This window comes from Vibrio minamisatsumaniensis, assembly GCF_050337445.1.
GTDB lineage: Bacteria > Pseudomonadota > Gammaproteobacteria > Enterobacterales > Vibrionaceae > Vibrio > Vibrio artabrorum.
The window spans coordinates 1-25,462 of sequence record NZ_JAKJSY010000047.1 but is presented as its reverse complement, the minus strand read 5'-3'; the positions used below and the strand labels follow the sequence as shown (position 1 = coordinate 25,462).

The following is a 25,462-nucleotide window of genomic DNA, read 5'->3' as shown; positions in this document are numbered from 1 at the left end:
TAACGCCGACACCATGAGTCAAGAAGCGATTTTAGAACAGAGAAGTAACCAAACCAGCGATAATCAGAACGACACCGACACCGCGAGTCGCGTGCCACTTTTCCTTTAACAAGCAGATCCCCATCACGACACCAAAAATGATACTCACTTGCCGAAGTGCAACAACCAAGCTGACATTCTCTGTCATGGTCATCGCAAACAGCACTAAGCCATAGGTCAAAGCCATCATGATGCCGGCAAGTGTTGCTCTTTTGCGTAGTAACCAAGCGTTATGAAATTCTATTCTTTGATTCGACACGAGCAACCACAGGCTCAGTGGAAGCACAATTGCCCAAAACTGAATACCCAAATAGAAAATCGCGGTGTGTTTATTGGTAATGCTAGGCGTGCTTAAAGGCTCTAATAATAGAAGCGCCTCTTTATCAATAATGGAGTAGCCCGTAGTACCAATGGCGGCGACTAATGCCCACAATACGCCAAGATTCAGGTAGGCCTTGAGCCTTAATTCAGAAAACTGCTTAAGCGGGACAAACAGACAACCCAATGTGATCAGTGCAAAACCAAACCATTGATTGAACGACAGATCATAGCCTATCAATACCGTGCCTAAGCCAACCATCAACACGGGCAATGCTCGGGCCATTGGGTAAATCACACCAATATCGGCCTGCTTGTAAGCCATACCTAAGCCGATTAAATAGATGATTTGGCAGATTCCACTTAAAAGAAGTAGCTGCCAGAATGGAACTGTGATGTTTGCAAAGCCGACACTGTAGACGTACCAAATCAAATAGGGAGTCAACATCGCGGCAGCGGCAAAGCCAGAAGCAAGGAAAAAAGACGATCCCGATCCTTGATGAGATTTACCCAGAACATTCCACCCCGCATGAAGCAGAGCCGAAATTATCACGATAACGATGGCAGAAAATTCCATTTCATTCCTAACTGATTAACTGACTTTTAAAAGCCGTCGCTGAAAACGGGTGATAAAAAAGGCCTCCAGATAAGAGACCTTTGATCGATTCAATTGGGTAAGCCCACAAAGTTACAGGTATGTAAGCGTTCTAACGTATGACTAGCGCTCTAGCTGCGCGATTGACTCAATACTGATCGCGTCATGACGCCAATACTCAATATCACAATCAATCAGATCGCCGTTTTGGTTGTAGTTCACACGCTCTACGACCATTGCAGGAGAGCCAGAAGTCGCACGCAGAGCTTGTGCTGTTTCGCCAAGCAAAGACGTTGTGCTCACTCGGTAACGGATCTTCTTATACACCACACCAAAGTGCTCACGGTAGATGTCCGTCAACGATTGAGACAAGTCATAATCAAGCAAGTTAGGGAACAACTCAGGTCGAATGTAGTTGGTCACATACACAACGGGCCTGTCTTCAAGATAACGAACTCTGTCAACTCGATAAACATCCGAAAAAGGTTGCAGCTCAAGAAGCCTAGTTGCTTCCTTGGTTGCTAACATGCCTTTCGCCGCCACCAACTCTGTTTTCGGCTTACGATTCTGCGATAAAGCCATGTTGGTGAAGTTCAATGTTTGTGTTGGATCGTAGCGCAGTGGCGCAGGCGAGATAAACCAACCACGTCGGTCTTCTCGATAAATGCGCCCTTCCGCTTCAAGTGAAGATAAGGCTTCACGTAAAGTAACTCGAGTCGTATCAAACGATTCAGCCAGCTTACGTTCCGCAGGCAGCTTCTGTCGTGGTGTTAACATCCCCGACTCGATCTGCTCTACGATGACATCTTTAATTTTTACGTACTGCACTTCATTTCCTTTCATTCTTATTCTTATTCTTGTCGTCGGCCACTCCTTGGCCAACTGCAATATAAATGGTTGGCTAGCGCCTACGCCAAGCTTGGGTGCGTTTATCGAATAACTTGTTGATTAGCATATGAATCAACTTCGCACTCGCCGCCGATATCATGATCATCACCGCCATCGCTGCCGCTGCCCCCGTTTGCCCCGCGTCGTCCATATTCAGTACTGATACTGACGCTGGAATCGTATTGGTAGAATACAAGAATACTACCGCAGATGTCGTGGTAAGTGCATTAATAAACAGGTATGTCGCAATATCTAAAATCGCTGGCAGACAAACGGGTACCGTCACCTTAAAGAACAACTTGTATTGCGGTAAGTTTACCGAAGCCGCTGTTGCTTCAATTTCAGAAGGCAGCTGTTTCAATGCCGTTAACGCAGTCATGTGCCCTACCGTGTAGTAGTGAACCACGGTATTAATCACCAAGAACGCCATCGTGCCATACAAGAAGTTGAGTGGATTACTCAAATCATTGAAGTAAAAGATATACCCCAAGCCCAGCACCATACCCGGAACGGCCATCGGCACCACGCTGAGCATTTGCATCGCTTGACGAACAGGACCGAAGGCACGGCCTTTCTCAATGCAGTATGCCCCTAGGAAAATCAGAACAGTACCAATTATCGCAGTCCAAGCACCAAGCGTTAACGAGTTGAAGAATGGCGCCCAACCATAAGTACTCATCTCTGCGAAGTTATAGTTGTTTAGCGTTAGCGCTTTATTCCAAGGCCAGAAGGTAACCATCGAACCGTATATCGCCATGCCCAGCACGATAACCACGGCAGCAGAGATGATGGTGCAATAAAGGAAACATAAACCATCACGTAGTGTGCTAGGTTCCGGTTGGTACGCGACAGAACGAGTATCAAACAAGCTCTTCTGCTTCTTTTGAACCCAGCGGTCAACGGTAAACGCAAGCAACGCAGGCAATAGCAGCAAGATACTGGTTACCGCCCCCATAGAGAAGTTCTGTTGCCCTACTACCTGTTTAAAGATATCGGTAGACAGAACGTTGTAGCTACCACCGATCACCTTTGGCACACCAAAGTCACAAACCACCAGCGTAAACACAACGATCAAGGTGCTGATCAAACCGTATTTTGCCGCAGGTAACGTCACCATGAAAAAGGTTTTGAGTGATGAAGTATTGAGTGCACGTGCTGCCTCATACAGACGAGCGTCAGAGGTTCTTAATGAGGTGGTCAGAATCATCAAGGCGTGTGGAAACGTCCAGAATATCAAGCCAAGAGAGATACCAATCAAGCCATAAACCGAGTTGCCACCCAAGACTTCTTTGGCGATACCTTGGTTACCAAATAAGAAGATAAGACTGATAGCAGGAAGCAAAGACGGCGCTAAAATCGGCGCTGAACCTAAGACTTGAAATAGCCCCTTGAAAGGCATGCACGAACGAGTCAAGGCATAAGCATAACCAAACGCTAATACCCCCACGATAACCGTCACTAGCAACCCGATCGTGAACGTATTACCTACCGACTGCCATAAGCTTTGAGACGCAAAATACGTTGCGAAATTCTGTAAACCAACAAATTCGCCATCTGCGTTCTGAACACTCTTTTTCAACATGGCCCACAGTGGCATCAGAATAAACAACGTCATGACCACAGACAAAAAGGCCAACAGCCCAAATAGAATGACGTTGTCTTTACTTAACCGAGCCAGAAAAGGTTGTACTCGTCGTTGAATTAGCCGCTTAGATTGCATCATTTGAGTCGATTCCATGATTGTTTACGCCGCCTCGTCTTTCATCACTTGCAGGCTTTTCGATGGGTAAGCTCTAAGGCCTTCTTCATCAAACGCTACATAACGAATGTCACTACGACGTAACTTCAATCGATTAAACTCTTTGACGGACACATCCACTAGGATCTCTTTGGCCGTTGAGTCGTGTTGCAATTGACACTCAATGCGATAAAACGCACCAAGGAACTCACTCGATACGATTCTCACCGGTAACGATTCGTTAAAACGATCAACAAACTGAATTTGTTCTGGACGAACCGCGATATCAAAACGATCGCCATGCTTTGGGGTTAAATTATCCAAAGCAGGCAGCGGTAACATTGACTCAGCAATACGCATCTTACCTTGCGCCACAACAGAAGCTTGAATAAAGTTCATACTACCAACAAACTCAGCGACAAAACGACTAACCGGTTTTTGATAAATATCTTGAGGTGCCCCTACCTGCTCGATAACACCGTGATTCATCACCACAATACGGTCTGCCATCGTTAACGCTTCATCTTGGTCGTGCGTCACCATAATAGTGGTGATACCTAGCTTACGTTGCAGTTGGCAGATCTCATCACGTAGGTGTGTTCTTACCTTTGCATCCAACGCAGACAGCGGTTCATCGAGTAGCAACAAGCCTGGAGACAACGCCAATGCGCGAGCCAGAGCAACACGCTGCTGCTGTCCACCAGATAGTTGATTTGGAAACTTCTGACCAGACGTTGGTAAGCCGATGGTCTCTAACCAAGACTCAACCGTCTCAAGGGCTTCTTTGGTCGACATGCCTTGGTTTTTCAGACCAATCGCAATGTTTTCTTCCACCGTGAGATTTGGAAACAAAGCGTAAGACTGGAACACGATGCCAAAGTCGCGCTTTTCTGGTGGCAAGAAGGTCGTATCCTTACCGTTCTGCTCAATAGAACCTGAAGTGGGTAAATCTAGACCTGCAATCGCACGTAATAAGGTGGTTTTTCCACAGCCAGATGGGCCAAGGAAGCAGACGAACTCGCCTGTATCTATCGATAGGGAGATCTCTTTTAACGCTGTAAATTGGCCAAATTGCTTTACAACGTTTTCAATATTCAAATAAGTTTGGTTGCTCATACTACAGAACTCTCCATATGGTATATACCAAATTTAAACTGAGAATATTGCAGTTGAGTGACAAATTTATRGAAGCTCAATGACAGTTATATTGCAGATATAATAAGCATTAAAGATTGCTATTTGTTCAGCATTAACAGTTCGTTCAACGTTGAAAGCCCTCAGTGACTTGCCCATAAATCACTGAGAGCCTTAATGTAAACTTCTAATTTAAACGCAGGATTAATCTATGATTCAATCTTGTCGGCTTTGCCCGCCGCACCTGCGAGTTTGGATAACTGTTTATCTAGCCACAATGGCGTGTTACCCGAATCTTCCGCGTTCTCTTTTCTTCGTACCGCATCACGCACCATCATCGCACCTACCCAACGAAATGGCTCGGGCGGGAAGTGTCCTAAAGGGCCTTTAGTTAAACCGCTTCGTGTCCAAGCATTGTCGATATCGAGTACCATTGCTGACAAAATTTTTCCGCCCATACGAGTTTGTGCAACGCCATTGCCTGAATAACCAAGCCCATAATAGATGTTGCTTTGGCCTTTTAGATTACCGAAAAATGGCAATCCGGTGACCGAACGATCTGAGCCGCCAGACCAGTTGTAATCGAATTCACTTTGTTCCAATTTAGGGAACAGCTTTTGGAACGATTGATTGAGAATCGGCAGGTAGTTAGTCGTTTGGTTAAACATGCTTTCAACTTGATTGGCAAACGAGAATTTATTGCCACCTTTGCCCAACATGAGTCGTCCGTCCTGGGTATCTCGGTAGTAGTGGACAAAGATACGCGAATCCACCACCGCCGCCCCTTTCTCTGGGCCAAATTGCTTGAGCTTTTCAGGAATAGGCTTGGTCACCACCATATCTGAAGAGACAACCACAATGCTGCGTTTGAACTCTTTGAAGTGATCGAGCATCCACGCATTGAGTGCCAAAATCACTTTATCTGCAAATACGGAACCGCCTTTGGTTTGAATTCGAGCGGGAGAGCCATAGTCGAGTGATGTCATTTCTGTGTTTTCGTGAATTTCGACACCCAGTTCGAGCGCGACTCGGCGCAAACCTCTAGCCAATAACGCTGGCTGCACACTACCCGCAGCTTCTGAATAGTAACCTTCAATGTGGCGATCAGATCCCGCTTTGTCAGCCAAAGAATTGTCGCACTTCTTCCAGCTATTGATACCCTGCTTAACCAGCTCATTAACAACAGGCTCCATTCCACCCTTTTGAGCTTCATTGGTCGCCGTGTAGTAAGTTCCGCTGCGATATAGATGCGCGTCAATGTTGTGTTCGTTACAGAAGGCTTCGATCTCGTATATAACCTTTTCCGATTCCTTAACCAACCATTTCGCTTGTTCTTTTCCATAGAGCTTTTTCAGCGTCGGATACTTAGTTGACCACGTCAGCATGCAACCGCCGTTCGCACCAGAAGCACCGCTACCACATAGGCCTTTTTCAATCACGACAACATGCTTTTCGGGTTGCTGTTGTTTGATTAAAATCGCCGTCCATAAACCCGTATAGCCACCACCAACAATGGCGATATCACAGTTGACGTCTTTTTGGATCGGCTTAGCCGAATCTAGCCCCGCATTGATGTTGCCAAACTCTTGTTCCAACGCTTGCTTGAACCAATATGAGTAGTGCTTTGTCATTTGTTATACCTTACTTAAAACCTAAAGGCGTAAAACTAAAAAAGGAAGACCGAAGCCTTCCTTTACTGATTTCTAACTTCTAATGAACTAAATAGGTCGTCAGATTAAGATTTTGGCTCTGATTTAGCATCAAACTTCTCAGACCATGTTTTAAGAACGTCGGCACGTTCGCTGCCCATACGAGCGAAGTCCATTTTTGCCATGTTCTTTTCTACATCAGGGAAGTTCTTTGCTTTGCCTGTCACATCTTGGTGACCAACAACTGGGTACATTTCGATGTAAAGCTCATTTGCCGCTTTAGAAATAGACCAGTCAACAACGCGTTGCGCTGCATCAGAAGGCTTAACAAGACCTACCGCCTCAGACTCCCAGCCGATGCCTTTAGGTGTGATCACTGACAGTGGAGCGCCTTGAGTCTTTAATTTAGCACCACGGCTCGCCATAGAAATACCGATGGCCACTTCCCCCATGCCCGCTTCAACACAAGGCTTCGAACCCGAGTGTGTGTAATGAGCAATATTTTGATCAAGTTTCTGCATGTAGTTCCAGCCTTGCTCTTCGCCCATGTTCTGTAGCCAAGCTGAAACCTGCATATAACCAGTCCCCGAAGAAGCTGGGTTTGGCATCGCAATGTGGCCCTTATAGACAGGTTTCGTTAAGTCGTCCCAAGATTTCGGAGCAGGTAGGTTCAGTTGCTTAGCAACGATTTTGTTAAAGCAAATTGCATTGAAGAATGCATCATTACCATACCAAGCCTGAATAGACTGTGGGTCATTCAGGTTAGTGCGTAACACTTCTACTCCTTGAGGTGTGTAAGGCTTCAGAATACCCTCTTCTTTAAGCAAAGCCATGGAAGAGCCCGCAAGCCCCCATACTACCTCTGCACGAGGGTTATTTTTTTCAGCCAGTAATTTTGCCGTCATGATCCCAGTTGAATCACGTACCCACTTAATCTCAATGTCTGGGTTTTCACTTTCGAATGCATTTTTGTATTTAGCTAAAATGTCAGTTTCGAAAGCCGTGTAAACCGTCACTTCCTGTGCTGCATAAGCATTACCAGCGAGTAGAGTGACTAACGCTGCAAGTGATCCTTTCATAAAACGGTTTTTCATCATTTTCTCCAGTCAGGCTCAACTCCAAAGTGAGAAGTCGCCAAAATTAAAAGTTACCGAGGTTGAGCATTTTTTAAGTTAGAAGCCTCATCAGAGGCAGCTATATCCATAAGTTCATCTGGGGTGCTTACATGCCAGTGGTATGTACCAGATTGCAAGTATTAAACTAATCAAGGTTTATGACGGCTAAATGAACAAAAAATGGCAATTTAAAGATCGACAACTTTCTCAACATGAGTGACCCATTTGAATATGAAGCTTTTGTGAAAATAACGTTTGGGCTATTTACGACCGTTTGAATAGGTTGTTAAAGTGGCTGTAAATATTGGTATAGTCCAAAATACAAATCGCGAGAATTGAACATGAGAAACGAATACCTACTACTGACACCGGGGCCTCTATCTACTTCTGAAACCGTTCGCCAAGCGATGCTAAAAGATTGGTGTACTTGGGATGATGAATACAACAAAGACGTTGTTGAAGTGATTCGTAGCAAGCTGGTGACTTTGGCGACTAAGCAAACGGGTTATACGAGCGTACTAATGCAAGGTAGCGGCACCGCTTCAGTTGAAGCAACAATCGGTAGCGTTATCTCTAAAAGCGGCAAGCTTCTTGTTGTTGACAACGGTGCATATGGTGCTCGTATTGCTCAAATCGCAGAATACTTAAACATTCCATGCCATGTCGTTTCTCCAGGTGAAACATCACAGCCTGACTTGAACGAAATGGAGACGGCATTGGCTATGGATTCAGACATTACTCACGTTGCGATTGTGCATTGTGAGACCACTACGGGTATGTTGAATCCAATCGAAGACATCGCCAAATTGGCAAAGCAGCACAACAAAACCGTCATTCTAGATGCGATGTCGAGTTTTGGTGGCATCCCTATGGATATTGCTGACTTAGGTATCGATTACATGATCAGCTCGGCAAACAAATGTATTCAAGGTGTACCTGGATTCGGCTTTGTTATTGCGAAGCAATCAGAACTGGAAAAATGCAAAGGCCAAGCTCGTTCATTAAGCCTTGACCTGTTTGACCAATGGCACTGCATGGAAAGCAACCATGGTAAATGGCGTTTCACCTCTCCGACTCATACCGTGCGTGCTTTCTACCAAGCTCTACTTGAATTGGAGCAAGAAGGCGGCATCGAAGCTCGTCATAATCGCTACCAAACCAACCAAACCACATTGGTTGCTGGTATGCGCTCTCTTGGCTTTGAGCCACTGCTTAATGATGATTTTCATTCACCTATCATTACCTCTTTCTACTCTCCAACTCATAGCGATTACCAATTCAAGGCATTCTATGACCGTTTGAAAGAACAAGGTTTTGTGATTTACCCGGGCAAGGTTTCAAACGCAGACTGCTTCCGAATCGGTAACATCGGTGAAGTGTATCCGTCAGACATTGACGCGCTCATTGGCGCAGTGAAAAACGCTATGTATTGGGAGATCAAATAATGACGACGACCAATCAAGAGCCGATTCTAAAGGCCACACACTTTCGAAGTGAAGGCGATGTAAACACCACGCCAGCACGCGAAAAATGGAACCAATCGCTAAACGATGATGCAACTCAAGCGATGTTAAAGCGTGATGCTGACGTGTTTCTTCATCAAGCCATGTCAACGCCTTGTCTTGATACACTTGAAGCTGCTGAAGGCATCTACATTCAAGATGCGACGGGCAAAAAGTACATGGACTTTCACGGTAACAATGTTCATCAGCTTGGCTACGGTCATCCCCACATCATCAATAAAGTGACTCAGCAAATGGCGTCGTTGCCGTTTTCACCACGTCGCTTCACCAATGAAACTGCCATTCAATGCGCTGAAAAACTCATACAGATCTGCGGTGGTGATTTGAATCGCGTGTTGTTTGCTCCCGGTGGCACATCAGTGATCGGCATGGCGCTCAAACTGGCTCGACATGTCACCAACAATTTCAAAGTAGTGTCATTGTGGGACTCATTCCATGGCGCGTCACTCGATGCAATTTCAGTGGGTGGCGAAGCGTGTTTCCGCGAAGGCATGGGGCCATTAATGGCTGGCGTAGAACGCATTCCACCAGCGGTTTCCTATCGTGGTGCTTTTCCGCTTCGCGGGCAAAGCGCAGGCGGTGAAAGTGAGGCTGTATGTGATGTGCACTATGCCGATTACTTAGAATATGTGATTGAAAAAGAAGGTGGCATTGGCGCTTTCATTGCCGAAGCAGTGCGTAACACAGACGTGCAAGTGCCAAGTAAGGCTTACTGGAAACGCATCCGTGAGATCTGCGATAAGCATAACGTCATGTTGATCATCGACGACATTCCAAACGGTATGGGTCGCAGTGGCGAATGGTTCACTCACCAAGCTTTTGATATCGAACCTGACATTCTTTGTATCGGTAAAGGTTTTGGCGGCGGCTTAGTACCAATCGCAGCCATGATCACTAAAAACAAATACAACACGGCAGCGCAAGTATCGCTTGGTCACTACACCCATGAAAAAAGCCCAATGGGTTGCGCGGCAGCACTCGCCACCATGGAAGTGATTGAGCAAGAAAACCTACTTGAAAAAGTTCAAGCGGACAGCGCATTCGTGCGTGAACAGCTGCTTCAAATGAAAGAGAAGTACCCAGTCATTGGTGACGTTCGCGGCATCGGCCTGCTCTGGGGGGTGGAATTGGTCACTGACCACATCACCAAAACCCGAGCTTTCGATGAAGCAGAAGCGGTGCTTTATCAGTGTCTAAACGATGGCCTGAGCTTTAAGGTGTCACAAGGTAATGTGATTCAGTTGAGCCCACCATTGATCATCAGCCGCAGCGAACTGGAAGTCGCTCTGTCTGTATTCGAAAAAGCGATAGCAAAAGTCTGCAAAGACTTTGAATACCTTTAAACCATCATCTAACCAATAACTTAAAACCATCATTCATCTCCCAGAACAACTTGAGCTGGGAGAGAACAGAAATAGGACACGACTATGAACACCACATCACCTATCCAAGCGGTTATCTTTGACTGGGCTGGCACTATCGTTGATTTTGGATCATTTGCGCCAACCAGTATTTTCGTTGAAGCATTCAGACAAGGTTTCGACTTTGATATCGACTTAGCAGAAGCGCGTGAACCTATGGGGATCGGCAAATGGGACCACATCCAAGCAGTGGGTCGAATTCCAGCCGTTGACACTCGTTGGAAGGCTCAGTTCGGACGCTCCATGACCAGTGAAGACGTTGATGCGATCTACGCGGCATTCATGCCTCTGCAAAAAGCCAAAGTAGCCGATCACGCCACGCCTATTTTGAATGCAATAGAAGTGGTCAATAACCTAAAAGAGAAGAACGTGAAGATCGGGTCTTGTTCAGGTTACCCACGTGAAGTGATGGATGTTTTAATTCCTGCTGCTGCAGATTACGGTTACCGACCAGATAACGTGGTAGCGACCGATGACTTACCTCAAGGTGGTCGCCCTGCGCCATTTATGGCACTGAAAAATGTCATCGACCTAGGTGTCACTAGCGTTGCTGCGTGTGTAAAAGTAGACGACGCAGCACCGGGGATCGATGAAGGTCACAATGCAGGCATGTGGACGGTCGGCCTAGTTCTTTCGGGCAATGAAGCAGGCTTAACGTATCAAGAATATTTAGATGCAGACGAGACAACACTTGCCTTGGCGCGTGAAAAAGCAAGCGTTAAGCTAAATAAGTCCAACCCACACTACCTCATCGATACCATTGCAGACCTACCCGGCGTGATTGCCGATATCGAAAAGCGTTTACTGAAAGGTGATCGCCCTTAAACAAATATTGGCGACTGGGTGATTTCAAACGCACCCAAAAACGCCGCCTATGTTGCTGTAAAATCCCTATCCAATCATGTTGTCATTCGAGTTAACCAGATAGGATGGGGATGCTAGACGATTTCCCAACTGTGGGTCATCTCTACGCCAGCACCGAGCATTAGGCATACTGAACAGTACTTTTCTAATGAATCCGCACATACCTTAGCCACAAGCTCTGGATCCAGATTGTCACCCGACACTTCAAAGTGAATATTAATCACCGTAAAGATTTTTGGTGCCGTTTCACGACGTGTCGTCTCTAGTTTTGCGTTACAGCCAGTGATGTTTTGACCTGCCGACTTCAAACCATCAACCACATCAACAGAGCTACAACCACCAGCCGCCATTAATACCATTTCCATAGGGCTTGGCGCAGTAGCACCACCGCTGCCGTCCATCACAACAGAGTGACCTGATTGAGATTGACCTAGGAATTTAAAGCCTTCGACCCATTTAACTTCTGCTTGCATGTTGTTCCTCAGATGTACGAAACATCATCATTATCTAAGGTCTTCTGACCGAGTGTTTATACCAATGCGTACAGCCTACTACTGGCAGCAGTGATGAGCAAGATTTTCTCTGTGGCATGTTTTTTTCTAAAATCCTGTAATTTTTCTCATCGAAAGCCTGTCTCTATTCGTACATTCAAAAACAAATCGAAAGAACGTCAAAATGAGGTATCTATGAAGAGATTATCTAAAATATTGGTGTCACTCGTGGTTGTACTACCATTGATATCTCTGTTTGTTAGCCAAACTGGTACGGCCAATACAGCAGATAAAATAGCAAATGCAGGCAACAGTGAAATTGCAACACTGGCTGGCGGTTGCTTTTGGTGTACAGAGTCTGATCTGGAGAAACTACCGGGCGTGATTGACGTGATTTCTGGTTATTCAGGAGGCGAATTAGAAAATCCAACCTATCGACAAGTTTCATCGGGTAAGTCTGGGCACATTGAAGTGGTTAATGTCATTTTTAACCCCAAGAAGGTTAGCTATGAACAAGTGCTTGACCAATTTTTCAGACACATAGACCCAACCGATGACAAAGGTTCGTTTGTTGATAGAGGTCCACAATATCGACCGGCGATTTTCTATCATAACCAAGCACAAAAAGAGATCGCTCAGAACTTCATGATGGAGATCGACAAAGCTCAGATCTTCGACAAACCACTAAAAACAGAACTTATTCAATTTAAAAAATTCTGGCTAGCTGAGGATTACCATCAAGACTATTACAAAAAGAACAAAGTGCGTTACAACTACTACCGCTATGCTTCTGGCCGTGATCAATACCTCGATAAAGTCTTCGGTGAGAATAGAAATAAGAATCCACAAACTATTCGTCAGATCATTGATAGCAAAAATGCCACAGCCAATGTGAAAACATACCGTAAACCCTCTGATGCTGAGATCAAAGCGAAGTTAACCGCACTGCAATACGATGTCACACAAAATGAGGCAACTGAACGCCCTTTTAACAACAAGTACTGGGACAATAAGCAAGAAGGGATTTATGTTGATATTGTCACCGGTGAACCTCTGTTCTCTTCAAAAGACAAATACAAATCGGGTACAGGCTGGCCGAGCTTTACTCAACCGATCAGCTAAAGTTACGTGGTAACTAAAACCGACTACAAACTGCTTTACCCAAGAACCGAAGTTCGTAGCCGCTATGGTGATTCTCACCTCGGACATGTATTTAAAGATGGCCCGAAACCTACCGGCTTACGATACTGCATGAACTCAGCAGCAATGCGCTTCATCCCAGCCGATAAATTAGCAGAAGAGGGTTATGAGGAATATAGACCAATGTTCGAGGGCTAAGTACCCAAAATAACCATGCTATCTTAGACACAAAAGCCAGCATATTGCTGGCTTTGTACTTGTGATAGCGCGACTCATGACGAGTCGAGTTTATTGACCTAACCGGTCAACACAGTATCTTCTGGGTACTTCAACAACGAAGGTTCTGGTCGAGCTAGCATATACGCTAAAGTCAAAGGACCAATCCGTCCGATCACCATCACCACAATCATGATGTATTTTCCGGGTTCAGAAAGTTGAGCGGTTAAACCTGCGGAGAGTCCAACCGTAGCAAACGCAGAAATGACTTCAAACATCACTCGATCAAATGCTGCTTTTTCAGTAAGCATTAACAAAAACATTGCGGTGGTTAATAACGCGCCACTCACCACGATAATCGCCAATGATTTCGTTACCGCTTGCCAAGTAACCGTTCGCTTAAACATCACAACATGTTTTTTCTGACGCAGAAACGTCCACGTCGCAACAAACGCAACCGCAAAAGTCGATACCTTAATCCCGCCCCCCGTTGAGGTAGAGCCCGCACCAATCAGCATCAGAACTATCATCACCAGCAAAGCAGGTTGTGTGTATTGAGACAGATCCACACTGTTAAAGCCCGCCGTACGAGCACTCGCCGACTGGAAAAAAGCCGCCAACCACTGCCCTTGTGTCGATAACTCGCCCATGGTCGCTGAATTATTTCTCTCCAGTAACCAAAACACGACCGTGCCCACCAACAATAAAATCGGCGTTGCTGTCAGCATGATCTTGGTGTGCAAGTGTAAAAACTGAAAACCCTTGCGCCAGTTACTCGACAAATCACCAACCACCGTAAAGCCTAAGCCACCAAATATAAACAAGCCCGCTAAAGTGAAGATCACCAAAGGATCATCAACAAAGCTCATCATACTGTCTGAAAACAGAGAAAAGCCGGCATTATTGAACGCAGATATTGCATGAAAAAGAGCATAAAAGCTCCCCGTCGCCCATCCCATCTCTGGAACCCAACGAAAGCAGAGCAACACAAAACCAACACACTCCGCCAGCAATGCAAAGATGATAATCTTCTTCACAAGCTTACGAAGGTTAATTTTGCTATCTTGCCCCAGCGCTTCTTTGGCCAATGCTTGTTGTTTTAAACTTAACCGAACACCAAACATATAAAGCAAAACCGCAGACAATGTCATTTGTCCAAGCCCGCCAACTTGCATCAAAAACATCAACAGAATTTTACCGCTCAAAGTAAAATGCTGCCCCGTATCAACAACCCCCAATCCCGTCACACTAATCGCTGAAGTGGCGGTAAACAGTGCATCCGTAAAACTTAATCCTGTGACAGAAAAAACAGGCAGCGTAAGTAAGATTGCAGAAGGGATCAGCACCGCAAGAAAACTCGTTAGAATAACCTTAGGCTCAGACCCTTTTTTATGCTTTTGATCTTGACTTAAAGAGTAAAACAATCCTCTTCGATTTAGCGAATTCATAGACTCACCTTACGATAAGTTTTTGAGTTTATGAGCCAAGAGCGCCTTAGGTCCCGCAATAATAATGACATCTCCAGTTTCCAAGCTGACATCCAACGATGGCGCACTGGCCAAATTAGGGCCACGCTTAAAACCCAAGACTTGTACATCCGTTTCTTTACAAAGATTTAAATCACAGAGACGTTTCCCAAGCAGCTTATGGCCGATAACAATTTCAGTCATCGCTAAATCACTACCAAGATCGATAAATTCAAGTACACGCTTATCGAGCATCTTACGAGCAATTCTGATCCCCATGTCACGCTCTGGCATAATGACGCGATCAGCACCAATCTTAGAAAGGATCTTGCCGTGGAACTTATCGTTTGCCTTAACCCAAAGAACTTTTACGCCTGACTCTTTCACTACCAAAGTGGTCAAAATACTAGCGTTAATATCAGACCCAATTGACACCAGCACCATATCGTAATCGTCTAACTTTAACTCTTTGACTGTCTCTTCACTCGTGCAGTTAGCGACAATCGCCTGTGAAACAAAAGGCGCAACCTCTTTCACTCGTGCTTCATCCACATCGACGGCCAAAACTTGTGCACCTGAACTTTGTAACTCTTTACAGACAGAGAGACCAAAACGCCCCAATCCGATAACTGCGTACTGCTTGCCGCTCATTTAAAGCCCTCGTTTAGAAAATTGAATTACGTCGAATAACTAAAACTACATTAGTTTCCACCTCAAAAAAAGTCGAATGTGCAATAATAGGCCTACAATAATGTCATAATAGCTTGATTTATCTAGGCAGAGAACGACTGCAATTTCTGTTAATTCCCACTAATAATTTCTGCGGCAGCACACAATGAATGAATTGATAACCCAAATTCAAACCTATATTCACCAAAGCCACAGTAGCTGGAGTACTAGCGTACTGTTTATTACCTTGGCGAGTTTTTTGGCTTGGGTGGCGTGGCGTATAATCCACAACCGTTTAGCGACTTTAGTAGAAAAAACAACCTTCTATTGGGATGACTTAATATTAAATGCCCTTAAAGCTCCCGTCAGTACATTGCTCTGGTGCTGGCCTGCCACTGTCTCTATAGGCTTGATTCTTCAAGACCAGTTTGGCAATGAAATCAACTGGTTAAGAACACTTAAAAACATACTGATCATCTGTACGTTTGTTTGGTTCACGCTGAGAATGATCAGTAACGCTGAAACCTACATCTTAGAACAGAAGACCAGAGACGAAACCACGGTACACGCTATCGCGAAAGTCGCCCGACTGTTTTTCATGGTGATGGGCGGCCTAACCATTATGCAGGCATTTGGACTCAGCCTATCGGGTTTGCTCACCTTTGGTGGCGTGGGGGGCCTCATTGTTGGTTTGGCAGCCAAAGACCTATTGTCTAACTTCTTCGGCGGCATGATGATTTACTTCGACCGACCGTTTAAAGTCGGAGATTGGATACGCTCACCCGATCGTCAAATTGAAGGTACCGTAGAACGCATCGGCTGGCGCATGACGATCATCAGAACCTTTGATAAGCGCCCTCTTTATGTTCCAAACTCAATTTTCAGCAATATTGTGGTAGAGAATCCATCAAGAATGTTGAACCGAAGAATCAATGAAACATTCGGACTTCGTTATCAAGATGCAGACAAATTGGCGCTCATCGTTGATGAAGTAAAAACCATGCTTGAAAACCATCCAGACATCGATGCCAAACAAACGCTGATGGTTAACTTTGATAAATTTGGGCCATCCACCCTGAACTTTTTTATCTACACTTTCACAAAAACAGTCAATTGGGTGAGATACCACAAAGTTAAACAGGATGTGTTGTTACAAGTTCTGGCTATTATTCATAAACACGACGCCGATATTGCGTTCCCAACTCAAACACTCAAGATCGCCCCTCAAGAGACTCACCTCTCTGATGATATGGTGAATTCGCACCCTGAAGCTCATTGATAGTCGATAAGCGTGGTAACATACAAACAGTAGCCCTATATAACTCATTACCACCTTATGATTTTACCTGTCATCTTGGCTGGCGGCTCTGGTAGCCGCCTCTGGCCATTGTCTCGAGAGCTTTACCCCAAACAGTTTCTAAGTATTGCTGGTAAGCATTCAATGTTGCAGCAAACGCTGCAACGCTTGCACGGTCTAGAAGACTGCGTTGTTGATCACCGCTATCTTGACCCTTTCATTATCTGTAATGAAGAGCATCGCTTTATCACCGCCGAACAACTGCGATCGGCTAAACTTCAACACAGTGGTATTCTATTAGAACCCGTCGGTAGAAATACCGCACCAGCGATTGCTCTCGCCGCCTTACATGCCTTAAGTCAACCCTCCGATAGCTCAGAAAAAAATCATGACCCAGTCTTACTGGTGCTGGCTGCTGATCATCACATCGCCAAAACATCGGCGTTTCAACAAGCAGTTCGCTTTGGCGTTAACTACGCAAAACAAGGCAAACTGGTCACATTTGGAGTTAAACCTGACGCGCCGGAGACGGGCTATGGTTATATCAAGCAGGGTAAACCTCTTCCCGTTGTTCACTCTTTTAACCCAGCGCCGATTAACCGAGCAGACAGCAACGTAATGAAACAACCGAACCACCGTGCTTTCGCCATTGAGTGCTTTGTTGAAAAGCCAGATACAGCAACAGCAGAACATTACGTTCACTCTGGGCAGTATCTATGGAACAGCGGCATGTTTATGTTCAAAGCATCACGTTACCTTGAAGAGCTTGCCGAACATCATCCAGAGATTTTAGCCGCGTGCAAACTCGCCCTTTCAAAGCAAAATACCGACCTCGACTTTATCCGAATTGATGCTGAAGCATTCAAAAATAGCCCAAGTGATTCCATTGATTATGCTGTGATGGAAAAAACCTCACACGCCGTGGTGATCCCGATGGATGTTGGTTGGAGTGATATTGGCTCATGGTCTGCTATTTGGGACGTAAGCGACAAAGACGAGTACAACAATGTTGTTGAAGGGGATGTATTAACCGTCGACTCCCAGCACAACTACATTCACGCAGAGAACAAATTGGTAGCAACGGTCGGTGTTGAGCACCTCATCATTGTCGAAACCAACGACGCCATCTTGGTCGCGGATAAAAGTAAAGTTCAGGGGGTAACGTCGATTGTTCACCAGCTCCATCAAGCGGGTCGAACCGAGCATATTCACCATAGTGAAGTTTTTAAAACTTGTAGCAAGTGCGACGGGATCAACCTAAGCGAGTACGACAAAGTCTCGACAGGGGAATAAATCAAGAGCGCCCTTATACCAACGGGGTCGTAACCATAGACGCAAGGGGTGGCTCACAAAAAAGCCCTCATAGGCTTTCGCTCATGAGGGCTATCAATGTTTACATCCTTGTTCGATAACGGGTCTACTTGTTACGACGTGCTTCAACCGCATCCGCCAGTTGACGAAGTACTGTTTCAGTATCTTCCCAACCAATACAAGCGTCAGTAATCGACTGACCGTATGTTGCCGCTTTACCATCAACTAAGTCTTGGCGGCCTTCAACTAGGTGAGATTCAATCATTACTCCAAAGATCGCTTTGTCACCAGCAGCAAGCTGTGCACACACATCATCAGATACGTTCATTTGACGTTTGTACTGCTTAGAACTATTCGCGTGGCTAAAATCAATCATCACTTTCTGAGGAAGACCTGACGCTTCTAGCTCTTGTTTGATTTTACCGACATGTTCAGCGCTGTAGTTTGGCTCTTTACCACCACGCAGGATGATATGACAATCCGGGTTTCCTGCCGTCTCAACAATCGCTGAATGGCCATACTTAGTAACCGACAAGAAGTGGTGAGAAGCGCCAGCAGAACGAATTGCATCCGTTGCGATTTTGATGTTGCCATCAGTACCGTTTTTAAAGCCAACCGGACAAGATAGGCCTGAAGCAAGTTCACGGTGCACTTGAGACTCAGTCGTCCGTGCGCCAATTGCACCCCAGCTGATCAGATCGGCAACATATTGAGGTGTGATCATATCTAGGAACTCACTGGCCGTTGGCATACCAAGGTCGGTGAGATCAAGCAAGAGTTTACGCCCAAGACGAAGACCATCATTTAACTTAAACGTGTCATCCATGTATGGGTCGTTGATCAAACCTTTCCAACCGACTGTGGTTCGTGGTTTTTCAAAGTAAACACGCATGACAATTTCCAGTTTATCACCGAGTTCGTCACGTAGAACTTTCAAACGTTTACCATACTCAAGTGCCGCTTCAGTATCGTGAATAGAGCATGGGCCTACAATAACAAGCAAGCGATCGTCGCTTTCTTCTAAAATATTGTGAATCGCTTTACGGCTTTCAAAGGTTGTAGAAGAAGCAATTTCTGTCGCTGGAAACTTTTCTAAAACAGCAACGGGTGGTAATAACTCTTTTACTTTGTTAATTCTTACATCATCAGTCTGGAACATTGCTTACTTCTTCCTATTTTCTATCCTTGAGCTGAATGTACGCACTCTCACGTCACTTTCCATCAGCACTTATCTTGTTGTTCCCTGTAACTTAACGAGTAAAAACGACAGTTTCAATCACTAATTTAAAAAGAACGCAATTTTTTAAATATTTTATATTTAAAACACTGCGTACACTAATATTTACACCCTGCCGATAGTATCATTTCTTCTTCGGTAAGCTCCACGACTCTTCAAGCTCTAATCTTCAAATAGCGTCTCTTGAAGTGAGCAACCTAAAAACACTATCGATTAGCAAAAATCGTCATGTAACCACATGATATTCAGTTTATTTTGGCATTATCCAGATCTTCTATTTTCAATCAAAGGCAAAGCTTTCACCCGTCGCCAAGATCCCCGGAACGCTATTTTGTCGAGCGACAAAAATTTGCAGGCGGCTCTCCTAAATTAGTAAGCCATCAATAACTACAGGTATGGTAAGTTTACTTATGAAGAGCTGGTGCGATGAGTAACATCGCACCAGAAAAAGTATTCGCAAGGTTCGCACTAATTCCTATTATATTAAACGGACGGGTTAGTTATCAGAAACAGCCCTTAAAGCAAATCAAACGCTCTTAGCGAATATTTAGACGGTTAATCAAACCGATGTGTTTCTATGCCGCCTTAAAAGTTTATAACGATTTCAGAGTGACTTACAGAGCAAAAACCAGCGAGTTCGTTTGAGTCAAGAACTGCACTGTGGTACCCATTTTTCGTACTTTGTGAGTTTTGAGTATCAGATGAGTTATATTTCTAGCAGATAGCGTGGACGTTTTGGCAAACTCGGAAAGGGGCATAACTGCGTTACGATCAAATGCCAAATACGCCATACACTCTTCAATTACATTGGGCTGATGCTCATCGGACGAGGTGGCGCAGTACTCTTGGATACCTAAGTCCAATAAGCTTTGAAAAAATGGCGCATAGTGATCGGCTCCAGTTTGACAGGAGCCGAGTGCTACAAAGCTTAGCCCACCAATGATATATATCCGTGAATCCCCATGTATAAACCGACAGCACTAATCAAGGCACCCGATAAGTACGGGGCTCGACGTGCAACATCGTTAAAGCCGCTCCATTTAGATGTCGCTTTTTTCACACCCAGTGCTGCCACCACGCCAACCGTAACCAGAGTCAATGCTAAACCAATGCTGAATGATACAACCAAGGTAGCACCGAGTGTGATGGCTTTAAGGTGCAAGCAGATAAGCAAAACCGTTACCGCCGCAGGGCATGGAATCAAACCACCCGTTAAACCAAAAAGCAGTATTTGCCCATTAGTGACGTCTCGGTTCTCAAAGCGTTTTTGAATATCTAAAGCGTGAGCGCGTTCATGAGCGTCTTGGTATTCTTTGTTGTCACTTCCTGAATGAGAATTAGCACTAAAATGTACATCAAAATCATGGGTATGATCGTGGTGTCCGATAATCAATGTGACAGAAAAATCATCAGAGACTTCAATGCAGGAGGACGATTCTAAGTATCCATTACGCTCAGTAAATTGATATACATCAGCAGGTTGTGAATTAGAACTCGGGGCTGAAATCTTGACATCTTCGGCCGTTAAAACCTTGCCATTGAGTGTGCGCAACTGGAAGCGATGATGCCCGCCCTCTTCCATTATAGAGAGCGATACATTCCCATGTCCTGTATCGACAATTTGGGTCGTCCATTCATGATCATGGCTATGCGCTTTTTGCCAAGCGTGCTCAGCGCTCCATGTTCTCCAGAACATCCATAAACCCGTCAAAACGATAATCCCCCCGGAAATGAGCTGCATCCACGGCTCAGCAGCTTCAGCTGTGAATTTTTGGCTGATGTACATCCCACCAACAGCGATTAACCAGACAATCGCCGTGTGGGACAGTGTCGCGGCTAACCCCAACATTACAGCCTGTTTAACTGTTCCTTTAACCGCGATAATGAAAGCCGCCATCATCGTTTTCGAATGTCCCGGCTCTAAACCATGCAAAGCACCCAGTAAGATGGCACTAGGAATAAAGAACCACCCATTACCATTTTGCAGTAGTGCGACAAAATCCATTGTTATTCTCTTTTGTTATTTCAAATTTGACGCAAACTATACTCCCCCCTAGTATACAATACTACCCCCCAGTATAAATTAAGTGCTACATTATCGGTTAGAATAGAGCAGCCCATAACATTAAGAAGATAAGCCATGTCGCATACAACCAGAGATCAGAAGAAGCTCAACACCCGAGTCAGTAAAATACAGGGTCAGGTGAATGGACTTAAAAAAATGCTGGAAGAAGAGCATGAGTGCCAAGATGTGTTGCAGCAGATTGCTGCTATTCGGGGCGCAGTAAATGGCTTGATGCGAGAAGTGATCAAAGGCCACTTGCTTGAGCACGTTGTACTGGAAGAAGACAAAGAGCAACGTGAAGCCGATATGGAAATAGTGCTGAAAGTTCTGGACTCTTACATCAAATAACGCGGCTGAAATAATACAATCGTCGTAGTATGCCCTTTGAATGATACGAAGGTCATACTACCGAGTGCTTATTTTTAGGAAAAAGAACCCATAATTTTTTGTTATAAGTGTAAAAATAAGGATCATCAAAGGTCAATGAACTCTAAATCATAGAGGTAATTTAACGGCTGTGGCAGATGACACTCACTTACTCTTTGAACTGGTGACCCGTCTTCTTCGCGAGCTGTTGCATCGCCTCGGCAAACGTTGTTGCCCCGCCTTTAGCTTTAACCTGTATGACCTTATATCCCATTTTTTCCAACGCTTGGCGTTCTGCTAGCACAGCTTTATCACCTTGCTGACTACCTTGAGCGGGCTGATGAAGGTAACAGCCCTCTAGTTGACCATCTTCGACCAATTGGTGGTGTTTCAGTGCATCTATATCAAAATTCATAATAAGTCTTTCAATTAAAAATGGGAATTTTCGGTGACAGGTTACATGCGTTTCAAAGGTTTAACGACACTATCGAGACCTTCAATTTTTAGCGCCAAACACAGTTTGAGTAAGTCCCCTAACTCCCCAGTAGGAAAGCCTTTTTTATCAAACCATAAAAAAACAAACTTCCACAAACTAACCACTCCTAGAGCTGTGCACTTGATTTAATATATCTAGTGTCAATTCCTCATCCCTATCAAAACAAGAACTCAAGATAAGCTCATGCCTCGACAAGCCAACGCCATGTAAGGAAGCTAGCTCTTTGATGTATCGATCATTCGATTCCATTAGTGAACTAACATCGATACCTTTACTGAATCGCCTTAATTCACCGGGTCTAAGTGGAATATCATAAGCTATACCGTTAAGATCCAACACCGCCAACGATTGCTCGATAACATTAAGGTTTACACCATTTAAATCTTCAATATTAATCTCTACAGGTAAGTCTTCAATCGAAAGTAGTTGTGATGCAGCTTGAGTGCAGTTACTTCCCATAATGAGGCACTCTGTGACGTTTCGAGTCGCAACAGCTTTCATAGTTACCGCTGTTTGATGAAATTCATCAAATTGCATGAGCAACTCAGAGCATTCAAGTAACTTATTAACGGGTAATAGAATTGTCAGTCTACCAGCTAAAAAACGTATTTTCGGAACAAGACGCTTTTTCTCATAATCTTGAGCTTGTTTCATTTCTTCTGCGTAGAGAAAAAGCTGATCAAGCATTTTTACCCTGCATTGATTTGCTTTCGCCAAGAGGGAGTTGATACTTATACTTCTTATCAGATTACGTGAAAAATGAAACTTTCCGATCCAATCGGCAAGCTTTTGAACGGATGTAGACTCCCTCATTACTGACGAGTAGTCTAAAACAGGTATACGTATGCTGTTTTCAATGAACACGTTGTTCAACTCAGAGCTCTTGCTAGGATGCGCAAATAAGAACTTTTTCAAATCTCCAATCAACTGCATCCAATCAATAGATAGACTCGAATTAAAATCGCTTTGGCCTTCTAACCACTTTTCGTTAGTAACTGAAAAGTCTTTGTCACCATCATGTAGTTCAAGCCCTAAGTTTGAAAATCGTTTTTCAAGCTCGTTTCGCCATAAATCTAATTCATTATCACTTCCAACAAAAATAACGTCATCTACATATCTGCAGTATCGCCCTTTCGTTAGTTGGTACATTTGTTTGTCGATACTGTCTAACAACAAATTAGCGATAACGTGACTAAACATTGGTCCGGTAAGGATGCCTTTTCCAGTTTCACACTTTTTATTTACAGTATAATGCTTCTCAAGTAACTTCTTGCCGAGAGCGAAAAACTTCGCGTCTAAGTCTGACTCTAAACACTTTTCTTTCCACACCTTGATAGCGTCTTCATACCTTATGCTTGGATAGAATTTTTTTATATCCGTGTATAAAACTGAAGCACCTTCATTTTCCCAACATAGTTTAGATATTAATGCGTGCCTTTCTCGTATTCCATTAAAGTAAGGTACAAACACACCTGAAACATCACTATCTGAGGCCAGTTTGTAGCTGAAAACATAGCTTTGAGGATGAAATTCTTTATGTTTTGAAAGCTCAGATATGAGTAAAGCCTCACTCAAGCTTTCCACTGGTGTTGGTAAAAAAACATCTCTATATACGTAAGAGTTGTCAATCCAGTCCTTGTAGTGGTTTGTTCTCAGATATCCAACATCTCGACCATCTAATATTAGTTTCGAGCACACCCTTTCAATCCAATGATCACTCTTTGTAGCTGAATTTTCGAGATAATAACGAAGACCAAGATAAGCATTAACGTCACGCTTACGGTATTGATTTAACGCTTTCAAAGCGATTTTTGACTTCATGCTCAGACTCCATCAGGAAGGTCAAATCGATGGACCTTAAGCTGTACTCTATAAGAACCTTCTCCAAAAGTGTGCTTGCAATCAACCTTTGATGCTAATGAATTAACCTGCTTCTGACTGGGTAAAAAATAACTTAAATCAACATCAAACCATTTCCGAATATTCTCGAACAGAGTTTCAGCTTTCTTTGTCTGAGGCTCAATCCAAATTGCCGCGCTACTAGTATCTGTACTGTGTCTAAAAACTTCTTCGAAGGTGCTTTTAGTCTTCTTCCACCTCCCAGTATCAAGATACCCACTGAAGTTACATAAAATCAGCATACGATTATCACAATCTATACTCTTGATTGTCATCTCTCGAATCAGCTTAGCGGTGCTCTGCTTGCACTCTACGTCCCAAATCTTCAAAGATATATCTACGATAGTGATCGCTTGGGCTTTTAACATCGGTTTTATTAGCTCAAGTTGTCTCGCCATATGTCCAATTGCAACCTCAGATATCTCTCCAGCTACAATGACCACCTCCAAAGGATGCCTCGGAATAACAAATTTTTCTCTCAACTCTACAAGTGTACATAAGATACTCATGATTGCAGCGCCGCTCCCACTGGGGATATCAGCGAGAAACACTTTGTTCCCTGCAAACAAAGTTGCATAAGTATCTGATATTAAGTCCATTTCATGTTTAGGATCTAAAATAGACAATACGACTCGGGCACACGACCCATTATACCTAGTAGCCAAGTGCTGATTCGTCTCATCAATACTCTGCCCACCAATAGCTCCAGTCGTTGATTTATGTAACGCCAAATCCATCAACCCATTTTCATTTAACAATGTTCGCCATGTATCTTCCAAAAGACGAGGAAGCCTCATTGCACGAGAAGCAGAGCACCACAATGTCAACGGTAATGACTCTCTATTGATCAACCTTCCCAAATTTCTGTATTCCTTAAAGTATGAATTAACCAGTCAATATGCAACAAAGTGAGCCTAAGGTAAATGCGTTTAAACAGAAATTATGATTTAAATCATGAGATTATGTAAGCAGATAGTGACCTAGTCACCACAAGTAATGGGCAATTATAACGCACTTAATTAAATATTTAGCATGAGCATAATCGAGAATCGTTGAGGTTATTTTCGAAACGAATAACATTCCATCCACTTCCAACTAATAGAAACTTCTTAGATACAATAATACTTGACTCATATTTGATGATTATCACCAAACTTCTTGAATAGGAAATTTCACATAGATAGTCTAAGCGCATTAACTACATTCTTATACAAACTAGAGGTTTTATGTCAGCACTTTCTTCATTAATGGCATTTTCTATAAACAAAGATATACAAGAACTTGAATCTTCTCAAGAAGATTCTAAATTTGTTTTTGATGGTATTGTACTGCAAGGGCAATCCACAGTAATATTTTCACCACCAAACTCTGGAAAGACACTCTTCCTAATAAATCAATTACATAAGGCGTATTTCAATAATACACTTAATGGCTTGGAAGTTTTTTACATTAATGCTGACGACTCAAGAGCTGGATTAATTGAGAAGACTAAATTACTAAATGAAATAAATGTCCATATGTTAGC

At 43.9% G+C, this 25,462-nt stretch carries 19 protein-coding genes and 4 pseudogenes; 8 read left to right on the top strand and 15 right to left on the bottom strand.

Features of this window, described 5'->3' with window-relative positions:
- Positions 1–31: 31 nt before the first annotated feature.
- From L4B77_RS11880 to L4B77_RS11855, 6 genes are all read right to left on the bottom strand, one after another.
- Positions 32–934: an EamA family transporter gene (locus tag L4B77_RS11880; RefSeq protein ID WP_429750637.1), complete on the bottom strand. Its 903-nt coding sequence runs from the start codon at positions 932–934 to the stop codon at positions 32–34.
- A gap of 141 nt (positions 935–1,075) precedes the next feature.
- Positions 1,076–1,780 carry a phosphonate utilization transcriptional regulator PhnR gene (gene phnR, locus L4B77_RS11875; protein ID WP_429750651.1) on the bottom strand — a complete coding sequence of 235 codons (705 nt, stop codon included), beginning with the start codon at positions 1,778–1,780 and terminating at the stop codon, positions 1,076–1,078.
- A gap of 73 nt (positions 1,781–1,853) precedes the next feature.
- On the bottom strand, positions 1,854–3,563 hold the full coding sequence (locus L4B77_RS11870; protein WP_372093445.1) for a putative 2-aminoethylphosphonate ABC transporter permease subunit: 1,710 nt from the start codon (positions 3,561–3,563) through the stop codon (positions 1,854–1,856).
- Between the two features lie 21 nt (positions 3,564–3,584).
- Positions 3,585–4,694: a putative 2-aminoethylphosphonate ABC transporter ATP-binding protein gene (locus tag L4B77_RS11865; protein ID WP_429750634.1), complete on the bottom strand. Its 1,110-nt coding sequence runs from the start codon at positions 4,692–4,694 to the stop codon at positions 3,585–3,587.
- 227 nt (positions 4,695–4,921) lie between these two features.
- Complete coding sequence (locus L4B77_RS11860) at positions 4,922–6,343, bottom strand: FAD-dependent oxidoreductase (RefSeq protein WP_429750632.1); 1,422 nt, start codon at positions 6,341–6,343, stop codon at positions 4,922–4,924.
- Between the two features lie 104 nt (positions 6,344–6,447).
- Positions 6,448–7,458 (bottom strand): putative 2-aminoethylphosphonate ABC transporter substrate-binding protein, encoded by a 1,011-nt coding sequence (locus tag L4B77_RS11855; RefSeq protein WP_429750630.1) that lies wholly within the window; start codon positions 7,456–7,458, stop codon positions 6,448–6,450.
- Positions 7,459–7,817: 359 nt separating this feature from the next.
- Between L4B77_RS11855 and phnW the strand changes: the two genes are divergently transcribed.
- The 3 genes from phnW (at position 7,818) to phnX (ending at position 11,245) form a co-directional block, all read left to right on the top strand.
- A complete protein-coding gene (phnW, locus tag L4B77_RS11850) occupies positions 7,818–8,921 on the top strand; it encodes a 2-aminoethylphosphonate--pyruvate transaminase (RefSeq protein ID WP_429750628.1) in 1,104 nt (367 codons plus the stop codon).
- A complete protein-coding gene (locus tag L4B77_RS11845; protein WP_429750626.1) occupies positions 8,921–10,342 on the top strand; it encodes an aspartate aminotransferase family protein in 1,422 nt (473 codons plus the stop codon). Before phnW ends, L4B77_RS11845 begins: the two co-directional genes overlap by 1 nt.
- 84 nt (positions 10,343–10,426) lie before the next feature.
- Positions 10,427–11,245 (top strand): phosphonoacetaldehyde hydrolase, encoded by an 819-nt coding sequence (phnX, locus tag L4B77_RS11840; RefSeq protein ID WP_429750624.1) that lies wholly within the window; start codon positions 10,427–10,429, stop codon positions 11,243–11,245.
- Positions 11,246–11,358: 113 nt separating this feature from the next.
- Here the strand turns inward: phnX and L4B77_RS11835 are convergent, their stop codons facing one another.
- Positions 11,359–11,757: an OsmC family protein gene (locus tag L4B77_RS11835; protein ID WP_017068628.1), complete on the bottom strand. Its 399-nt coding sequence runs from the start codon at positions 11,755–11,757 to the stop codon at positions 11,359–11,361.
- 213 nt (positions 11,758–11,970) lie between these two features.
- On the opposite strand from L4B77_RS11835, the pseudogene msrB reads away from it, so the two are divergent.
- Positions 11,971–13,113, top strand: a pseudogene (msrB, locus tag L4B77_RS11830) (peptide-methionine (R)-S-oxide reductase MsrB).
- A gap of 98 nt (positions 13,114–13,211) precedes the next feature.
- Here the strand turns inward: msrB and L4B77_RS11825 are convergent.
- Together L4B77_RS11825 and L4B77_RS11820 are read right to left on the bottom strand one after the other, a co-directional pair.
- Positions 13,212–14,579: a TrkH family potassium uptake protein gene (locus L4B77_RS11825; protein ID WP_429750622.1), complete on the bottom strand. Its 1,368-nt coding sequence runs from the start codon at positions 14,577–14,579 to the stop codon at positions 13,212–13,214.
- 9 nt (positions 14,580–14,588) lie between these two features.
- Entirely contained in the window at positions 14,589–15,248 is a 660-nt protein-coding gene (locus tag L4B77_RS11820) for a potassium channel family protein (protein WP_429750620.1), read from the bottom strand.
- Positions 15,249–15,432: 184 nt separating this feature from the next.
- Between L4B77_RS11820 and L4B77_RS11815 the strand changes: the two genes are divergently transcribed.
- The gene (locus tag L4B77_RS11815; RefSeq protein WP_261840237.1) at positions 15,433–16,545 is read left to right on the top strand and encodes a mechanosensitive ion channel family protein; all 1,113 of its coding nucleotides are present in this window, start codon (positions 15,433–15,435) and stop codon (positions 16,543–16,545) included.
- Between the two features lie 57 nt (positions 16,546–16,602).
- Positions 16,603–17,841, top strand: a pseudogene (locus L4B77_RS11810) (mannose-1-phosphate guanylyltransferase/mannose-6-phosphate isomerase); the annotation flags it as partial.
- Positions 17,842–17,980: 139 nt separating this feature from the next.
- Here L4B77_RS11810 and aroG read toward each other — a convergent pair.
- Positions 17,981–19,033: a 3-deoxy-7-phosphoheptulonate synthase AroG gene (gene aroG / locus L4B77_RS11805; protein WP_372040923.1), complete on the bottom strand. Its 1,053-nt coding sequence runs from the start codon at positions 19,031–19,033 to the stop codon at positions 17,981–17,983.
- Between the two features lie 1,006 nt (positions 19,034–20,039).
- Positions 20,040–21,116: a nickel/cobalt efflux protein RcnA gene (locus tag L4B77_RS11800; protein ID WP_429750617.1), complete on the bottom strand. Its 1,077-nt coding sequence runs from the start codon at positions 21,114–21,116 to the stop codon at positions 20,040–20,042.
- 135 nt (positions 21,117–21,251) lie between these two features.
- Here L4B77_RS11800 and rcnR point away from each other — a divergent pair, with 135 nt between their 5' ends.
- Entirely contained in the window at positions 21,252–21,524 is a 273-nt protein-coding gene (gene rcnR, locus L4B77_RS11795; RefSeq protein ID WP_008072594.1) for a Ni(II)/Co(II)-binding transcriptional repressor RcnR, read from the top strand.
- Positions 21,525–21,711: 187 nt separating this feature from the next.
- Here the strand turns inward: rcnR and L4B77_RS11790 are convergent, their stop codons facing one another.
- The 4 genes and pseudogenes from L4B77_RS11790 to L4B77_RS11775 all read right to left on the bottom strand — a co-directional run bounded on the left by L4B77_RS11790 (position 21,712) and on the right by L4B77_RS11775 (position 24,716).
- Positions 21,712–21,957, bottom strand: a complete 246-nt coding sequence (locus L4B77_RS11790) for a hypothetical protein (protein ID WP_261840259.1) — start codon at positions 21,955–21,957, stop codon at positions 21,712–21,714.
- Between the two features lie 41 nt (positions 21,958–21,998).
- Positions 21,999–22,118: pseudogene (locus L4B77_RS11785) on the bottom strand (putative quorum-sensing-regulated virulence factor); the annotation flags it as partial.
- Between the two features lie 16 nt (positions 22,119–22,134).
- Positions 22,135–23,859 carry an RNA-directed DNA polymerase gene (locus L4B77_RS11780; protein WP_429750614.1) on the bottom strand — a complete coding sequence of 575 codons (1,725 nt, stop codon included), beginning with the start codon at positions 23,857–23,859 and terminating at the stop codon, positions 22,135–22,137.
- A gap of 2 nt (positions 23,860–23,861) precedes the next feature.
- Positions 23,862–24,716, bottom strand: a complete 855-nt coding sequence (locus tag L4B77_RS11775; RefSeq protein WP_429750612.1) for a hypothetical protein — start codon at positions 24,714–24,716, stop codon at positions 23,862–23,864.
- 447 nt (positions 24,717–25,163) lie between these two features.
- Here L4B77_RS11775 and L4B77_RS11770 point away from each other — a divergent pair.
- Positions 25,164–25,462, top strand: a pseudogene (locus L4B77_RS11770) (hypothetical protein); the annotation flags it as partial.

What these genes read in the sequence shown, in the direction of transcription:
- phnW (WP_429750628.1), top strand. Translation starts at nt 7,818, where the DNA reads ATGAGAAACGAATACCTACTACTGACACCGGGGCCTCTATCTACTTCT.
- L4B77_RS11845 (WP_429750626.1), top strand. Translation starts at nt 8,921, where the DNA reads ATGACGACGACCAATCAAGAGCCGATTCTAAAGGCCACACACTTTCGA.
- L4B77_RS11860 (WP_429750632.1), bottom strand. Translation starts at nt 6,343, where the DNA reads ATGACAAAGCACTACTCATATTGGTTCAAGCAAGCGTTGGAACAAGAG.
- L4B77_RS11865 (WP_429750634.1), bottom strand. Translation starts at nt 4,694, where the DNA reads ATGAGCAACCAAACTTATTTGAATATTGAAAACGTTGTAAAGCAATTT.
- L4B77_RS11820 (WP_429750620.1), bottom strand. Translation starts at nt 15,248, where the DNA reads ATGAGCGGCAAGCAGTACGCAGTTATCGGATTGGGGCGTTTTGGTCTC.
- L4B77_RS11800 (WP_429750617.1), bottom strand. Translation starts at nt 21,116, where the DNA reads ATGGATTTTGTCGCACTACTGCAAAATGGTAATGGGTGGTTCTTTATT.
- rcnR (WP_008072594.1), top strand. Translation starts at nt 21,252, where the DNA reads ATGTCGCATACAACCAGAGATCAGAAGAAGCTCAACACCCGAGTCAGT.
- L4B77_RS11870 (WP_372093445.1), bottom strand. Translation starts at nt 3,563, where the DNA reads ATGATGCAATCTAAGCGGCTAATTCAACGACGAGTACAACCTTTTCTG.
- aroG (WP_372040923.1), bottom strand. Translation starts at nt 19,033, where the DNA reads ATGTTCCAGACTGATGATGTAAGAATTAACAAAGTAAAAGAGTTATTA.
- L4B77_RS11790 (WP_261840259.1), bottom strand. Translation starts at nt 21,957, where the DNA reads ATGAATTTTGATATAGATGCACTGAAACACCACCAATTGGTCGAAGAT.
- L4B77_RS11855 (WP_429750630.1), bottom strand. Translation starts at nt 7,458, where the DNA reads ATGATGAAAAACCGTTTTATGAAAGGATCACTTGCAGCGTTAGTCACT.
- phnX (WP_429750624.1), top strand. Translation starts at nt 10,427, where the DNA reads ATGAACACCACATCACCTATCCAAGCGGTTATCTTTGACTGGGCTGGC.
- L4B77_RS11880 (WP_429750637.1), bottom strand. Translation starts at nt 934, where the DNA reads ATGGAATTTTCTGCCATCGTTATCGTGATAATTTCGGCTCTGCTTCAT.
- L4B77_RS11835 (WP_017068628.1), bottom strand. Translation starts at nt 11,757, where the DNA reads ATGCAAGCAGAAGTTAAATGGGTCGAAGGCTTTAAATTCCTAGGTCAA.
- L4B77_RS11780 (WP_429750614.1), bottom strand. Translation starts at nt 23,859, where the DNA reads ATGAAGTCAAAAATCGCTTTGAAAGCGTTAAATCAATACCGTAAGCGT.
- L4B77_RS11815 (WP_261840237.1), top strand. Translation starts at nt 15,433, where the DNA reads ATGAATGAATTGATAACCCAAATTCAAACCTATATTCACCAAAGCCAC.
- L4B77_RS11825 (WP_429750622.1), bottom strand. Translation starts at nt 14,579, where the DNA reads ATGAATTCGCTAAATCGAAGAGGATTGTTTTACTCTTTAAGTCAAGAT.